Annotated in this window: 13 protein-coding genes and 1 tRNA gene; 5 read left to right on the plus strand and 9 right to left on the minus strand. The window is 64.7% G+C overall.

The window, feature by feature from the left end; translation table 11 throughout:
* Position 1: 1 nt before the first annotated feature.
* The 4 genes from ettA to CH271_RS27240 all read right to left on the minus strand — a co-directional run bounded on the left by ettA (position 2) and on the right by CH271_RS27240 (position 4,855).
* Positions 2–1,681, minus strand: a complete 1,680-nt coding sequence (ettA, locus tag CH271_RS27225; RefSeq protein WP_032402531.1) for an energy-dependent translational throttle protein EttA — start codon at positions 1,679–1,681, stop codon at positions 2–4.
* Between the two features lie 125 nt (positions 1,682–1,806).
* Entirely contained in the window at positions 1,807–2,280 is a 474-nt protein-coding gene (ssb, locus tag CH271_RS27230) for a single-stranded DNA-binding protein (RefSeq protein ID WP_094635579.1), read from the minus strand.
* Between the two features lie 165 nt (positions 2,281–2,445).
* Positions 2,446–3,096 (minus strand): IMPACT family protein, encoded by a 651-nt coding sequence (locus CH271_RS27235; RefSeq protein WP_256986565.1) that lies wholly within the window; start codon positions 3,094–3,096, stop codon positions 2,446–2,448.
* 10 nt (positions 3,097–3,106) lie between these two features.
* Positions 3,107–4,855 carry an ABC transporter ATP-binding protein gene (locus tag CH271_RS27240; protein ID WP_037193187.1) on the minus strand — a complete coding sequence of 583 codons (1,749 nt, stop codon included), beginning with the start codon at positions 4,853–4,855 and terminating at the stop codon, positions 3,107–3,109.
* A 130-nt stretch (positions 4,856–4,985) separates the two neighbouring features.
* Here CH271_RS27240 and CH271_RS27245 point away from each other — a divergent pair, with 130 nt between their 5' ends.
* Positions 4,986–5,411 (plus strand): MarR family winged helix-turn-helix transcriptional regulator, encoded by a 426-nt coding sequence (locus tag CH271_RS27245; RefSeq protein ID WP_052047913.1) that lies wholly within the window; start codon positions 4,986–4,988, stop codon positions 5,409–5,411.
* A 12-nt stretch (positions 5,412–5,423) separates the two neighbouring features.
* On the opposite strand, the gene CH271_RS27250 is transcribed toward CH271_RS27245, so the two are convergent.
* Both CH271_RS27250 and CH271_RS27255 read right to left on the minus strand, forming a co-directional pair.
* Positions 5,424–7,502: a cytochrome c oxidase assembly protein gene (locus tag CH271_RS27250; protein WP_094635581.1), complete on the minus strand. Its 2,079-nt coding sequence runs from the start codon at positions 7,500–7,502 to the stop codon at positions 5,424–5,426.
* A gap of 44 nt (positions 7,503–7,546) precedes the next feature.
* The gene (locus CH271_RS27255) at positions 7,547–8,704 is read right to left on the minus strand and encodes an XdhC family protein (protein WP_094635582.1); all 1,158 of its coding nucleotides are present in this window, start codon (positions 8,702–8,704) and stop codon (positions 7,547–7,549) included.
* A 160-nt stretch (positions 8,705–8,864) separates the two neighbouring features.
* Between CH271_RS27255 and CH271_RS27260 the strand changes: the two genes are divergently transcribed.
* From CH271_RS27260 to CH271_RS27270, 3 genes are all read left to right on the plus strand, one after another.
* A tRNA-Arg gene (locus tag CH271_RS27260) sits at positions 8,865–8,937 on the plus strand.
* Between the two features lie 72 nt (positions 8,938–9,009).
* Entirely contained in the window at positions 9,010–10,152 is a 1,143-nt protein-coding gene (locus CH271_RS27265) for a N(5)-(carboxyethyl)ornithine synthase (RefSeq protein ID WP_037193191.1), read from the plus strand.
* Positions 10,149–11,276, plus strand: coding sequence for a methyltransferase (locus CH271_RS27270; protein WP_094635583.1), 1,128 nt, complete (start codon positions 10,149–10,151; stop codon positions 11,274–11,276). The genes CH271_RS27265 and CH271_RS27270 overlap by 4 nt, the downstream gene beginning before the upstream one ends.
* An 88-nt stretch (positions 11,277–11,364) precedes the next feature.
* Here the strand turns inward: CH271_RS27270 and CH271_RS27275 are convergent, their stop codons facing one another.
* The 3 genes from CH271_RS27275 to CH271_RS27285 all read right to left on the minus strand — a co-directional run bounded on the left by CH271_RS27275 (position 11,365) and on the right by CH271_RS27285 (position 13,980).
* Positions 11,365–11,598, minus strand: coding sequence for a hypothetical protein (locus CH271_RS27275; RefSeq protein WP_032394788.1), 234 nt, complete (start codon positions 11,596–11,598; stop codon positions 11,365–11,367).
* A gap of 23 nt (positions 11,599–11,621) precedes the next feature.
* On the minus strand, positions 11,622–12,806 hold the full coding sequence (locus tag CH271_RS27280; protein ID WP_037193192.1) for a fatty acid desaturase family protein: 1,185 nt from the start codon (positions 12,804–12,806) through the stop codon (positions 11,622–11,624).
* A gap of 61 nt (positions 12,807–12,867) precedes the next feature.
* The gene (locus CH271_RS27285) at positions 12,868–13,980 is read right to left on the minus strand and encodes a ferredoxin reductase (protein ID WP_094635584.1); all 1,113 of its coding nucleotides are present in this window, start codon (positions 13,978–13,980) and stop codon (positions 12,868–12,870) included.
* A 172-nt stretch (positions 13,981–14,152) separates the two neighbouring features.
* Between CH271_RS27285 and CH271_RS27290 the strand changes: the two genes are divergently transcribed.
* Positions 14,153–14,803, plus strand: coding sequence for a TetR family transcriptional regulator (locus CH271_RS27290; protein WP_230592413.1), 651 nt, complete (start codon positions 14,153–14,155; stop codon positions 14,801–14,803).
* Positions 14,804–14,808: the final 5 nt, after the last annotated feature.

Genomic DNA, 14,808 nt, shown 5'->3' on the forward strand with positions numbered 1-14,808 from the left:
GTCAGTCCCTGGTCAGCTTCCGGTGCGTGACGCGATGCGGACGGGCCGCGTCGGGTCCGAGTCGTTCGACCTTGTTGGCCTCGTAGCCCTCGAAGTTGCCCTCGTACCAGTACCACGCGGCCTCGTTGTCGCCGAAGCCACCTTCCCAGGCCAGGATGTGGGTGCAGGTGCGGTCCAGGAACCACCGGTCGTGCGAGATGACCACAGCGCAACCGGGGAATTCCTCGAGCGCGTTCTCGAGCGATCCGAGCGTTTCGACGTCGAGGTCGTTGGTCGGTTCGTCGAGCAGGATCAGGTTGCCGCCCTGCTTGAGCGTCATCGCCAGGTTCAGACGGTTCCGCTCACCACCGGAGAGCACTCCGGCAGGCTTCTGCTGATCGTGGCCCTTGAATCCGAACGAGCTGATGTACGCGCGGGACGGGAACTCGGAGCTGCCGACGGTGATGAAGTCGAGGCCGTCGGACACCGTCTCCCATACCGTCTTCTTCGAGTCGATGCCCGAGCGGTTCTGGTCGACGTAGCTGAGTTTGACGGTCTGACCGATCTTGACCTCGCCGCCGTCCGGCTCCTCGAGGCCGACGATGGTTTTGAACAGCGTCGTCTTGCCGACGCCGTTGGGGCCGATGACGCCGACGATTCCGTTGCGGGGCAACGTGAACGAGAGGTCCTTGATCAGCACGCGGCCGTCGAAGCCCTTGTCCAGGCTCTTGACCTCCACCACGACGTCGCCGAGGCGCGGCGGGTTGGGGATCTGGATCTCGTCGAAGTCGAGCTTCCTGGTCTTCTCGGCCTCGGCCACCATCTCGTCGTAGCGAGCCAGACGAGACTTGCTCTTGGCCTGACGCGCCTTGGCACCGGAACGAACCCAGGCGAGTTCGTCCTTGAGTCGCTTCTGCAGCTTCTGGTCCTTCTTGCCCGAGACCTCGAGACGCTCGGCCTTCTTCTCCAGGTACGTGGAGTAGTTGCCCTCGTACGGGTACAGGTGTCCACGGTCGACCTCGGCAATCCACTGCGCGACGTGGTCGAGGAAGTACCGGTCGTGAGTGACGGCGAGGATAGCGCCTGCGTATGCGGCCAGGTGCTGCTCGAGCCACAGCACGCTCTCGGCGTCGAGGTGGTTGGTCGGTTCGTCGAGCAGCAGCAGATCCGGCTTGCTCAGCAGCAGCTTGCACAGCGCCACGCGGCGCTTCTCACCACCGGAGAGGTTGGTGACGGGCGACTCGGGCGGCGGGCAGCGCAGCGCGTCCATCGCCTGCTCGAGCTGAGAGTCGATCTCCCAGGCATCGGCGTGGTCGAGCTTTTCCTGCAGCTCGCCCATCTCTTCCATCAGCTCGTCGGAGTAGTCGGTGGCCATCAACTCGGCGATCTCGTTGTACCGCTTGAGCTGGACCATCGTCTCGCCGAGACCGTCCTCGACGTTCTCGCGAACGGTCTTGGTGTCGTCGAGGACCGGTTCCTGCATGAGGATGCCGACCGAGGCACCGGGAGCGAGGAACGCCTCACCGTTTCCGGGCTGATCGATTCCCGCCATGATCTTGAGGATGCTGGACTTACCGGCGCCGTTGGGGCCGACGACGCCGATCTTCGCTCCCGGATAGAAGCTCATCGTCACGTCGTCGAGGATGACTTTGTCGCCGTGCGCCTTGCGCACCTTCTTCATGGTGTAAATGAATTCAGCCATGATGCCCAGCTTATCGGTGCGAGTGGGTCTCCGGCACCACCGCCCGAGCGGGGCCCGACGCGCAGCCGCCGTCCACACTCGATCGCAGGTTCCGATGCAGCGTGGACGGCGGATGCAGCGAGCCCTCAGGCAGGGACGGACTCGCGCACGTCGTCGTCGATGCGATCGTGATCCCGATCCCCGTCCACAGGTTCGGTCGCTTCCGAATCGCCGTCCGTCGGAGCGTCGGATGACACCGTTTTCGTCCGATGGATCGAGACGTTGCAGCGCGCGAGATCCGGTCCGACGGCACTGGCCCGCATCTCGAGATCGGCGCGTTCGACTCCGTCACGGTTGGTGTACTCGTTGGTCCGCAGCTGCCCGTAGGCAACGATCGGGTCGCCCTTCATCAGCGACGCACCGACGCCGCGCACCAGGCGACGCCAGCACGTGACCGTCAGGTACAGGGTTCCGCCGTCGGTCCACTCGCCGGTGTTGCGGTCCTGACGTCGGGCGTTGCTGGCCATCCGGAAGCTGAGGACCTCGTCGCCGGTAGGTGTGGAGCGCTTGACGGGATTGGTGATGACCGTTCCGACAACTGCGCACTGTGCTTCGTACATGGTGTCTTCCCCTCGATCGATGTCGCGTGATTGCGATCGAGATCGACACTGCTACGCGGGGAACGTCCGTGGTGAACGAGTTGGCGAAATGTGGACAACCGCCCGTCCTGTGGATGAACGACCCGAATCGGGGCCCGCGCGACCCGAGAATGTCGGGGCGGTGTGCTAGTCGGGAATTTCGGCGTACATATGGCCGTCGAGCGTGGGGATCACGCGACCCGCAGTGAGCGAAGCAACAAGCGCCGCAGTCGAATCGGCGTCCGGCACCGCGACGGTCAGTACCGCGGACGCGCCGTACGAGGTGCCGAGCACAAGAACTCCGTGCCCGCGTAATTCCGATTCCACGCGACCGACCTCGGCGTGGTCGAGTTCGAGAGTCATGATCTCGCGTCGCTCCCGGGTCAGGAACATCGCTCGGGACAACGCCTCGGTCACCGCTCCGCCGTAGGCACGGGCCAGTCCTCCGGTGCCCAGCTTTGTTCCGCCGAAGTATCTGCTGACGACCGCAACGACGTTGGTCAGGTGATGCCCACGCAGCATGTCGAGCATGGGCGTGCCTGCCGTCCCGCTCGGTTCACCGTCGTCGTTGGATCGCTCGATGCTCTGCATCGGGTCGGCGAGCGGATCGCCTGCCGAGGAATCCACGATGAACGCCGAACAATGATGTCCGGCAGCAGGATCGGCCTTGCGAGCCGCGGCGATCACGGCCCGCGCCTCCGCTTCGGTCGACGCGCGATCGACGACGGCGACGAACCTGGACTTCTTGACCTCGGTCTCGCACTCGACGCGGCTCGCGATGGTACGAAGTGGGGTCACCCGATCACTCTCATGCAGCCACACTGTCCACCACATCGTCTGCGGCTCGGACCAATTGGGCGTACATACCGTCGTTCTCCAACAGGGACTCGTGGGTTCCGACCTCGCGAACGACGCCGTGGTCGAGAACTGCGATGCGGTCCGCAGAGCGCACCGTGGACAGTCGATGCGCGATGAGGATGGTCGTTCGCCCTTTCATCAGGCCGTCGAGCGCGGTCTGCACTGCGCGTTCGGTGCGATTGTCGAGGGCGCTCGTCGCTTCGTCGAGCACCAGGATCGGCGGGTTGCGCAGCACGGTCCGCGCAATGGCGATGCGCTGCTTCTCACCTCCCGAGAAGCGGTACCCGCGTTCGCCGACCATGGTGTCGTAACCGTCGTCGAGGCCGTCGATGAAGTCGTGGATCTGCGCCGTGCGGGCGGCCACGACAATCTCCTCGTCGGTGGCGTCGGGTTTGGCGAATCGCAGGTTCTCCCGAATCGTGGCATGGAACAGGTACGTCTCCTGCGAGACGACACCGACCAGGTCGGCGATGGTCTCCGACGCCATCTCGCGCAGGTCGATACCGTCGATCGTCACCGATCCGGCCGTCGGATCGTGCAGCCGCGCAACGAGATAGCCCAACGTCGTCTTGCCGGAGCCGGTTGCGCCGACGAGAGCGAGCGTGCTGCCCGCCGGTACCTCGAGGTCGATGCCGCTCAGCGTCGGGACCGTTGCTGCGGTGTAGGTGAAGTCGACGGCACGGAAGGCGACGTCTCCGCGGACGGTCTCGCGGGGCAGCGCCACCGGGTGAGTGGGCTCGGCCACGTCGATCGGTAGATCGAGGTACTCGAACACTCGGCCGAACAGGGCGAGCGAGGCCTGCACCTCGACGCCGGTGTTGAGCAATTGCATGGTGGGCCGGAACAATTGGGTCTGCAGAGCGGTGAACGCGACGAGGGTTCCGATCGTCAGTGCGCTCCCCTGCCCGATGGTGATGCCGGCGAACCAGTACACCAGGGCCGGCATGACGGCGAAGCTGATCTGGATCGTGGCCATGCGCCACTTCCCTGCCATCATGGCCGCGAGTTCGACGCCGGCGACCTCGTGGGATCGGTCGGCGAACTTGTCGGTCAACGCCTGGGCGGAACCGGTGGTCTTGCCCAGCAGAATGCCGCTGACCGAGAGCGACTCCTCGATCTGCACCGACAGGTCGCTGAGCAACTTCTGTCGTTTCGTCGAGATCTTGCGCCGCTCGTCGCCGATGCGGCGGGCGACTCGAACGAAGACCGGCAGGATGATCAACGAGAACGTGGCGAGCTTCCAGTCGAGCAGGAAGAGTGCGACCACCGTTGCGGCAACGGTCGTCGCGTTCTGCGCGATGGACGTTGCAGTGTTGGTGACCACCGATTGCATGCCGCCGATGTCGTTGGCGATGCGTGACTGAACCTCGCCGGTGCGGGTGCGCGCGAAGAATCCGAGGGATTGGCGCTGCAGGTGCGAGTAGACCTGGACGCGGAGATCGTGCATGAGTCGTTGACCGACGCCGTTGGACATCCAGGTCTGTACGACACCGAGGGTGTTGGTGGCGACTGCAACTGCGATCATGCCGAGTGCGATGAGGCTGACGAGTGTGACGTCGCGGTCGGGTATCGCATGATCGAGGAGTTCGCGGAGAAGCAGTGGGGATGCGAGCGCGATGATCGCGCTGACGACGATGATCGCGCTGACGACTGCGATCCGGCGTCGGTAGGGCGTGAACAGAGCCAGGACTCGGCGCACGGGTGCTGGGTCGGACGCGAGGAGAGAACGTTCGGGTCGGCTTTCCAAGTAGACCTCCGTGGTAGCTGAAGTAATATGCAGAGGCTACCTCACTATGAGGTAACGAGCAACCGTCGCTATGATCCCGTACATGGAAACCGGACACTCGCCCAACCTGAGCGAGCAGTTCATGGCCGTCGCGCGGCAGATCAGGCGCAGCCACATGACTGCGTTGGAACCGTTCGGGCTCAATCCTTCGCAGAGCCGTGCCCTGCACGTGTTGGCGCGCGAGCCCGAGTCCGTGCGACTGCGCGATCTCGCCGAGCACCTGCGCATCGTCGCGCGATCGGCCACCGACATCGTCGACTCCCTCGAGGCGGCGCACCTGGTGACGCGGCAACAGGATCCGAGCGATCGGCGAGCCGTCCTGGTGGAGCTGACCGATACCGGCCGTGCGCTGCTGGACAGAATCGACGACGCGCGCCGTCAGGTGTCGTCGGAAATGTTCGACGGCCTGGAGCCGGCGGAACGCATCGAGCTGAACCGATTGTTGAGCAAGATCGCCGAGACCGGCTGAACCGCCCGCCGACTAGTGCTCGCCGGTCCGATCACGTCGAGCGAGCTCGGCGAACATCGCATTGTGCGCGGCCAGTTCGGCATCGTGATCGCGCTCGGCGGCGCGGTCGCCGCGGCGGGCATCGCGATCGTCGCTGCGAGACCACTGGATCAGCAGCGCCAGCATGACGAGCACCAGCGGAACCTCGCCCGTGGCCCAGGCGATACCGCCGCCGAGCTTCTGATCCCCGAGCAGGTCGGAGTTCCAGTCCAGCCCGAGCGTCCGGTAGAACCAGGCACCCATCACGGTGTTCATGCTCATCAGCGCCACACCGAAGAAGGCATGGAACGGCAGCGAGCCGAACACGACGGCGAGTTTGGTGACGGGCGCGATCTTGCGCGGAGACGGATCGACGCCGATGACGGTCCAGTAGAACAGGTACCCGCTGAGTACGAAGTGCAGGTTCATCAGCAGGTGTGCGCCGTGACTGTCCAGGACCGCTCCGAAGATGCCGCCGAGGTACAGCACGTAGAAGCCGCCGACGAAGATCAGCGAGGCGACGAGCGGATGGGTCAGGAACTGCGAGATCCGGCTGTGCAGTCCGATCAGCAGCCATTCGCGCAGTCCGGGCACGCCGTCCTTGCCCGCCGCAGGCAGTACCCGCAATGCCAGAGTCAGCGCACCACCGAGCGCGAGGAGGACCGGCGCCAGCATCGAGAGCATCATGTGCCCGGTCATGTGCACGCTGAACACGGCCGTGGAGTAGCGACCGATTCCCGAGGACGTGCTGATCAGAAGCGTGAGGCAGCCCAGGACCCAGGCGACGGTACGACCGACGGGCCACGCGTCGCCGCGCAGCCGCAGACGGCGGACTCCGATCAGATACACCACGGCCATGACGATCGCGGCGGTGCCGAAGATCAGATCGAAGCGCCAGTCGAGAGCCATGCGCGCGAACGTCGGTGGGCCACTCAGGTTGTACCCGAGAGCCGCCTCCGTGGTCGTGAGGTCGGGGTCGATCTCGGCGGGGGGCGGTGTGCGGCCGAGCCCGACGGCCAGCCCGATGGTCGCCGCGAGGACGAGTACCTCGGCACCGGCGAAGCGGAGCAGCGGCCCGCGGGCCGAGGGATCGGCGACCAGGGCCGGTAGTGCGCGGCGACGCTGCATCCAGCCGAAGCCGCCCAGCACGATCAGGGCGACGATCTTGCCCACGATCAGCAGGCCGTAGGTGGTGGTGAACAGGTCTGCGATCGAGACGCGGACCAGGGCGTTGATGACGCCGCTGATGCCCATCACCACAAAACAGACTCCGGCGATCGTGGAGAATCGGCGAGCCGCGACATCGGCATGCGCACCGCGCCTGCGAACGTGAGCCAGCAGCGCGAACAGTCCGCCCGCCCACAGCGACGCGGCCCCGAGGTGCAGGATCAGGCTGTTGGTGGCGATGTCGTGCGATCCGCCCGCCGAGGAGTGTCCGCTCAGCGCGATGGGCAGCAGCGTCGCCAGGGAGAATCCGAGCAGTGCGGGCGTCCAGGCCCACCGCAACACCGTGCGTGACGCGATGGCGAGCACCACGGCCATGATGGCCGTCCAACGCCAGGCACTGGCGATCTCCACCTGGTCGAGTGCGATCCAGAGGTTCGCCGGCTTGATGGCTTCGGAGAACGGCTGCCCCGAGGTGTCGGACAGTGTCAGCGGCACCAGGAGCAGTGCACAGACTGCCCAGACGATCGAGGCGACCGAACCGGTGCGCACGGCACGGTAGCCGTCGACGTCGAGCACGCCGTTCTTCTGCGGCGGCACGAGGAACGCGGCCAGCAGAAACGATCCGATGGCGATGACGGCGGCGATCTCACCTATTGCCCGCAGGGCAGGCAGACCGTAGGTCGTGGCCGGGCCCGGATCCGGAATGCCCAACAACACCAGCGCGTCGGAGGCCGACAGCATCACGATGAGCGCGGCCACCACACCGGCGATGACCCCGGCAGTGACGAACACCGTCGTCGTGGTCGAACGCGGATCTTCGTTCGTCGAACCATCATCCGTCCGGACATCGTCCGCGCGGAGTTCGGCGGTCGAGGGTTCGGTCTTCTCGAGATCCGGTGTTGCCATACCACCAGAGTAAGAGGTGATCGACGGTACTCGAAACGCGAGTCCTACAGAGCGTCGTACTCGGTCGTGCGCGCGGCTTCGGTCACGTCGTGATGAATGCGACCGTGTCGGGCGCGCAGCGGTTCACCGGTACCGCCCCAACGGTGGGCGATGATCTCCGCTGCGATCGATACCGCTGTCTCCTGAGGTGTCCGAGCCCCGAGATCGAGCCCGATCGGACTGGCCAGACGAGTGAGCTCTGTCTCCGTCAGACCCGCCGCACGCAACCGTGCCGTGCGGTCGTCGTGGGTACGGCGCGATCCCATCGCACCGACGAACGCCAGAGAGGGAATGCGCAACGCCACCTCGAGCAGCGGCACGTCGAATTTGGGGTCGTGGGTCAGCACACAGACGACGGTGCGTTCGTCCACTTCCCCTGCTGCGAACTGCTCGGACAGATAGTCGTGCGGCCACGCGACCACGACCTGCTCGGCGGCGGGAAACCGCTGCGGGGTGGCGAAGACTGCCCGTGCGTCGCAGACGGTGACGCGGTAGCCGAGAAAGGCACCCTGCTGCGCCACCGCGGCAGCGAAATCGATGGCTCCGAACACCAGCATCCGCGGCGGCGGAGCGTGGCTCGAGACGAACACCTCCATCCCCTCCCCCCGTCGCTGGCCGTCGGGCCCGTAGGTCAGGACAGCCGAACGGCCTGCGGCGAGAAGTCCTTTCGCATCGTCGGCGACGGCAGCGTCGGCGCGCTCGCTGCCGAGCGAGCCTCGGGTGCCCGATTCTCCGACGACGATCCTGCGGCCGAGCCGTTCCGGATCGGCGTGTGCGACGACTGTCGCCATCGCCACGGCCACGTTGCCGCGAACATCCGCGACGAGAGCCTCGAATTCGGGAAACGTGCGCCGGGAGATCCCCTGCACGAATACGTCGAGCGTTCCGCCGCACGTGAGCCCGACGGCAAAGGCATCGTCGTCGGATATCCCGTATCGAGTGAGTACCGGGGCGCCGGAATTCAGCACGTCCTGTGCGAGTTCGTAGACCGCACCCTCGACACATCCGCCCGAGACCGAGCCGGCAACCGCGCCGTCCGAGCCGACGACCATGGACGCTCCGACGGGACGCGGAGCGGAATCGAAGGTGCGGATCACCGTCGCGACCGCTGCCACGTCGCCGGACCGCCAGATGTGCAGTACCTCGTCCAGGATGTCGTGCATCGAAACTCCTTCGGCATCGGTCGGAACGATTCCGAGTTCACAGTCTTACCCGCGCAAACGGTATCCACCCATTTCCGTGCGAACCCATGCCTGCGCCGACCCAGTATGCAGGGAGGTACACTCGTCAACCGTGCTCGCGCGGGTCCGCCCGCATGCGCCAGCCTCCGTAGCTCAGGGGATAGAGCAAGGGCCTTCTAATCCCTTGGTCGCAGGTTCGAATCCTGCCGGGGGCACCGAACATGACCAGCACGAACGCGTGACGCTTCGCCCCACTGTGGTTGACTTCGGGTAACGAAGGGTCACACGTGCATCAGCTCACTCTCGGAGTCCTCTCACGTTCACGCAAGCCGAATGAGCGGCGACTTCCGATTCATCCACTTCATCTCGATCGCATCGATGCCGACATCCGAGCCCGCATGTTCCTCGAATCCGGCTACGGCGAGCCGTTCGGAATTTCGGACGAGCACTTGGCCGGCCAAGTGGCGGGCATTCGCACACGCGAGCAGCTCATCGCCGAGTGCGATGTGATTCTGCTGCCCAAGCCACAGGCCGAGGATCTCGACGCACTTCGACCCGGGCAGACGCTGTGGGGCTGGCCGCACTGCGTACAGGACGAACAGCTCACCCAGATCGCCGTCGAACGCAAGCTGACACTGATCGCGTTCGAGGCCATGAATCACTGGACGCCGGACGGCTGGTTCAATCTCCATGTGTTCCACAAGAACAACGAACTGGCCGGCTACTGCTCGGTGCTGCATGCGTTGCAGCTGATCGGTTCCACCGGCGATTACGGCCGAAGGTTACGTGCCGCCGTCATCGGCTTCGGAGCCACGGCGCGCGGTGCGGTCACCGCTCTGAACGCGCACGGCATCCACGATGTCGACGTGTTGACCCAACGCGGTGTCACTGCCGTCGGTTCGCCCATCCATTCGGCAAACATCGTGAACTTCGATCTCGACGACGCCGATCCCAGACAGAGCCGTGCTCTCACGCCCGAGGGACGGGTGCCACTCTCCCAGTTCCTCGCCGACCACGACGTGATCGTCAATTGCGTTCTGCAGGACACCAATGCACCGTTGACGTTCCTGATGAACGACGATCTGCCCACTCTCGCACCCGGCACGCTCGTGGTCGACGTTTCCTGCGACGAGGGAATGGGCTTCGAGTGGGCCAGGCCCACGTCGTTCACCGATCCCATGTTCACCGTCGGCGACAACGTCAAGTACTACGCCGTCGACCACAGTCCTTCCTATCTGTGGAACTCGGCCACCTGGGAGATCAGCGAATCACTGCTGCCGTATCTGCGAACCGTCCTCGACGGCCCCGCGGCCTGGAGCGGTGATGCCACCATCGAGCGATCGATCGAGATCAGGAACGGCGTCATCGTGAACCCCAATATCCTTGCGTTCCAACACCGCAGTGCGGAGTACCCGCACACCGCAGCATGAACGAGAATGCAGCATCGAGCATCACGTGGACCGATGACGGGAGCGAGCGGACGTCCCGCTGGCAGTCCGAGAACGGTGCACCCCCGCCCCGTGTGGTGCGGATCGTGAACGATTCGACCACCGCCGACGTGGCGTACAAGATGGCCACGATCGGTGAGGCCCTGCTGTGGCGCGGCGATTACAACAATGCTCGACAGCTGTTGTCGGCGATGACCCGGCGGGTACCGGCCGCCAAACACATGCCGGACGCGTCGGGCGCGGAGCGATTCCATCTGCACCGCCAGTACCAAGCACGACGTGCACGAGTACTGGGAATGCTTCTGGTGGAACTCGATTCGGAAGTCCGTCTCGATCTCGGCCGGGCACCGGACGTATCGGCGGCGGTGACCGAAGCTCTCGGCCCTGACGCTGCGCCGTGCGTGCTCTCGTTGCGCGAACTCCTCGGCATGGTCGGCGCACACGAGTGGCGACGCAAGGGCGTCTTCGTTCCGGCGCTCGACGCTTCGATCCACCCGCACTACGGTGTCTTCTCTCCCGTCCGCGGCGAGTACGTTCAGCTCGTCGCCGCCGCACCACTGCCGGATACGGAGCGAGCGTTCGACATCGGCACCGGCTCGGGCGTTCTGGCTGCAGTACTCGCCCGCCGCGGCGTGACCTCGGTGGTCGCGACCGACAAGGATCCACGGTCGGTCGCGTGCGCACGAGCCAACATCGATGCGCTCGGGTACGCCGATCGGGTCGAGGTGGTGCAGGCCGACATCTTTCCGTCCGGGCGTGCGGGGCTGATCGTGTGCAATCCGCCGTGGATTCCCACGAAACCGACGTCGGGCATCGAACATGCGGTGTACGACCCAGGCTCGCGGATGCTCAAGTCCTTCCTCAGCCGACTTCGCGGGCACTTGGCACCCGACGGTGAGGCATGGTTGGTGGTCTCCGACCTCGCCGAGCTACTCGAATTGGTCACTCGCGCAGACCTTCTCACGGCCATCGACGCGGCAGGCCTGGCCGTCGTCGGCCGCACCGACACCACTCCGACGCATTCGCGCGTCACCGACAGCTCCGATGTGCTGCACGAGGCGCGCTCGCACGAAACCACGTCGTTGTGGCGGCTACGCGCACGCTGACCGTGGGTCCGCACACAACAGCGCCGCCCGAGCAATGCTCGGGCGGCGCTGATTGGATCTGGTACTGCTGTGTGGATCGGGTACTGCTCTACCGCTCGCGGGTCTCGAACTCTCCGTTGATCACGGTGCCCAGCGGTGCGTCACGCTCCGCCTTCTTCGCCGCCTCACGCATCTCGATTCCGTCGGTGATCAGATCGCCGATTTCACGAGTGACGTCGCGGACGGCTCCGGCGATGATCACCACGATCCGGCCGACATGAGTCGCGGCCGATTCGGTGAATTCCTGCACGGTGTCCTTGTTGCGCTCGAACTTTCCTACCAACAGGACCGCCCCCTTCGAAGTCGTCACGCTGCGCTGGTCTTCTTACGCTCGACGATAACACCGGCCGGAGCCGCCGATCCCGTGAGCGAGTTGGGCAGCGCGAGCTTGAAGATCTTGCCCCACACGGTGCCGATCTGGTGGAAGAAGCCACCGGTGTTGTACGGCAGGTCGTACTTCTCGCACAGAGCCTTGACCTCGGGCGCGATCTGCGGGTAGCGATGCGCGGGCAGATCGGGGAACAGGTGATGCTCGATCTGGTGCGAGAGGTTGCCCGACATGATGTGGAACAGCGGGGTGCCCTCGATGTTGGCGGATCCCAGCATCTGACGCACGTACCACTCGCCGCGGGTCTCTTCGGCAGTCTCTTCCTGGCTGAAGGTCTGGACTCCGGTCGGGAAGTGACCACAGAAGATGATCGAGTAGGTCCACACGTTGCGGATGAGGTTCGCGGCGACGTTGCCGACCACGGTGGAAGCGAAGAACGGACCGGTCAGCGCGGGGAAGATCACGTAGTCCTTGAGCGCCTGCTTGCCCGCCTTGCGCCACATGCCCTGCAGCAGCGGCTTGACGTCGTGCCACTTGCGCTTGCCCGCGACGATGTTCTCGGTCTCGAGGTCGTGCAGCATCACGCCCCACTCGAAGAACGTCATCAACAGGAACGCGTAGACCGGGTTACCGAGGTAGTACGGGTTCCACTTCTGATCCTGGTCCATGCGCAGGATGCCGTAACCGATGTCGCGGTCCATGCCGACGATGTTGGTGAAGGTGTGATGCATGTAGTTGTGCGAGTGCTTCCACTGATCCGCCGGGCAGACGGTGTCCCACTCGAACACCTCGGAGTTGAGGCCGGGCTCGCGCATCCAGTCGTACTGACCGTGCATGACGTTGTGCCCGATCTCCATGTTGTCGAGGATCTTCGCCACACCGAGTGCACCGACGCCTGCCAGCCACGCAGGCGGGAGGAAGGGCAGGTACATCAACGCGCGTCCGGTGATCTCGAGGCCGCGCTGCGCCTTGATGATCTTGTAGATGTACTCGCGATCCTCGTCGCCGAGCTTGGCGACGGTACGGGCACGCAGTGCGTCGAGTTCGCGGCCGAGCTCTTCGACCTGCTCGAAGGTCAGCACGGTCGGCTGGTCCGGCAGGGTCTCGTTGCGGCGAAAGGGCAGGACGGCGGTGGGCAGGATCGAGAGAATTGTTCCGAGCATCTGATGATCTCCAATTCGATCGGGTCGAGATGGGTCTGGGTTGTCGGTGTTCGAGGTGGATCTAGATGTCGATGTCGACGTCGCCCACGGCGACGGACACACACAACTGGATCTTCTTGTCGGATTCGGTGTCGGTCTCACCGGTCTTGATGTTCTTGGTGCAGCCGGACTTCTTCACCGAGGTGCAGGTGAAGCAGATACCCATCCGGCAGCCGTTGGCCGGTGAGAGCCCTGCTGATTCGGCCTGCTCGAGCAGCGTCTCGCCGTCGTTCTCCGAGGACACATCGCTGCCGGAGAACGTGGTGGTTCCGGTGACGTCGTCGCTGACGGTGGCGAACGGGGGCGTGAATTCCTCGAGGTGCAGCCGCTCGCCCAGACCTGCGTCGTCGAAGAACGACGTCACGCCCTTCATCAGTCCGGGAGGTCCGCACAGGAAGGTGTCGGCCTCGGCGAACCACGGGGCCACTGCGTCGAGATGTTCCTGGCCGAAGAACCCGTACAGATCACCGCCCGTCTTCTGCTCGGTGTACGCGAACACGATGTTGACGTTCTCGTGCTCGGCGGCGATCTTCTCCAGATCCTTCTTGTACGCCACGTCGTTCTCGGTGAACGCGTAGTGCAGGAAGGTCAGGTCGCTGCTGTACCCCTCGTCCAGCAGCGACCTGAGCATGGACAGCACCGGCGTGATGCCGCTGCCACCGCTGATCAGCAGCGTCTTTGCCGGGCGTGGTTCGGGAAGCTCGAACGTGCCGTCCGCTTGCGACAGGCTGACCACGAGGCCGATGTGCGCGTTCTTGTGCAGGTACTGCGACACCAGGCCCTCGGGATGCGCCTTGATCGTCAGTTCGATCCGGCCGTCCTTGCGGTACTGCGAGCACGCGGGTGAGTAGCAGCGGGTATGCCGTACTCCGTCGATGACGACCCCGACCTGAACGAACTGGCCGGCCTTGAATCCCTTCCACTGACGCGTGGGACGGATGGTGAGAGTCAGCGAGTCTTCGGTGGACCGGTGTATCTCGGTCACTTCGCCGCGAAGGTCACGAACGGTCGTCATGGGGTCGACTAGTTCGAGGTACCGATCGAGCGCGTGGGGCGTGGCCATGGCCTCGAACAGGGAAAGAAGTGAGAACTTGCGCGAACCCGAGGTCCGCGACGGACGTTCTTGAAGCGTCATTCCATCCTCCCTAACCGGATCGAAACCTACGACCCATTCAGTGAACGATTGTGCACTAACATGAGTGTGGCAGAGCGACACCGGTACCTGTCAACGTTTATGTGACGGCCGTTACAGGACGAATCGACAGTTCTGCGGGGTGCCGGGGAGGAACCGGAAGGGAGATCACAGAATGCGCGCCCATAAACTGGACGTTGTGACAGAACCGGGGACCCGCGCCGAGCGCAAGGAGCGCACCCGTCAGGCCCTGATCGAGGGCACCCTCGATCTGCTACGCGAGCGATCGTTCGCCAGCGTCAGCCTGCGGGAGGTCGCTCGATCCGCCGGAATCGTCCCCACTGCGTTCTACCGGCACTTCGCCTCCATGGAGGATCTCGGCGTCGCCCTGGTCGAGGACAGCATGCGCATGCTGCGACAGATGCTGCGCGATGCCCGACGCAACCCGAGCGCCAAGACGGCCACCGAATCCTTCGGCATCCTGGTCCGCCAGGTTCGTAGCCACGAGGATCAGTTCCGTTTTCTCAGTCGCGAGCGGTACGGCGGCGTCACCGAGGTCCGGCGTGCCTTCGCCACCGAGCTGCGACTGTTCGTCAGCGAGCTGACCATCGACCTCTCCCGCATGCCCGGCCTCGAGCAGTGGGACGTCGCCGATCTGGAGATGACCGCCGATCTCCTGGTCTCGACGATGCTCACTGCGGTGGTCGGCCTGTTGGAAATCGACAGACCGGGTAGTCAGAACGAGAAGGATCTGATCGAGCGGACCGAGAAGCAGATCCGCATGATCATGCTCGGGATGAGCCGATGGGAACCACGACGGGCTTGACCGTT

The sequence above is a fragment of the Rhodococcus sp. 05-340-2 genome (genome assembly GCF_002258915.1).
GTDB lineage: Bacteria > Actinomycetota > Actinomycetes > Mycobacteriales > Mycobacteriaceae > Rhodococcoides.

Coding starts and splice junctions, on each gene's coding strand:
- ettA (WP_032402531.1), bottom strand. CDS start 1,681: ATGGCTGAATTCATTTACACCATGAAGAAGGTGCGCAAGGCGCACGGC.
- ssb (WP_094635579.1), bottom strand. CDS start 2,280: ATGTACGAAGCACAGTGCGCAGTTGTCGGAACGGTCATCACCAATCCC.
- CH271_RS27245 (WP_052047913.1), top strand. CDS start 4,986: ATGGAAACCGGACACTCGCCCAACCTGAGCGAGCAGTTCATGGCCGTC.
- CH271_RS27250 (WP_094635581.1), bottom strand. CDS start 7,502: ATGGCAACACCGGATCTCGAGAAGACCGAACCCTCGACCGCCGAACTC.
- CH271_RS27255 (WP_094635582.1), bottom strand. CDS start 8,704: ATGCACGACATCCTGGACGAGGTACTGCACATCTGGCGGTCCGGCGAC.
- CH271_RS27270 (WP_094635583.1), top strand. CDS start 10,149: ATGAACGAGAATGCAGCATCGAGCATCACGTGGACCGATGACGGGAGC.
- CH271_RS27280 (WP_037193192.1), bottom strand. CDS start 12,806: ATGCTCGGAACAATTCTCTCGATCCTGCCCACCGCCGTCCTGCCCTTT.
- CH271_RS27285 (WP_094635584.1), bottom strand. CDS start 13,980: ATGACGCTTCAAGAACGTCCGTCGCGGACCTCGGGTTCGCGCAAGTTC.
- CH271_RS27290 (WP_230592413.1), top strand. CDS start 14,153: ATGCGCGCCCATAAACTGGACGTTGTGACAGAACCGGGGACCCGCGCC.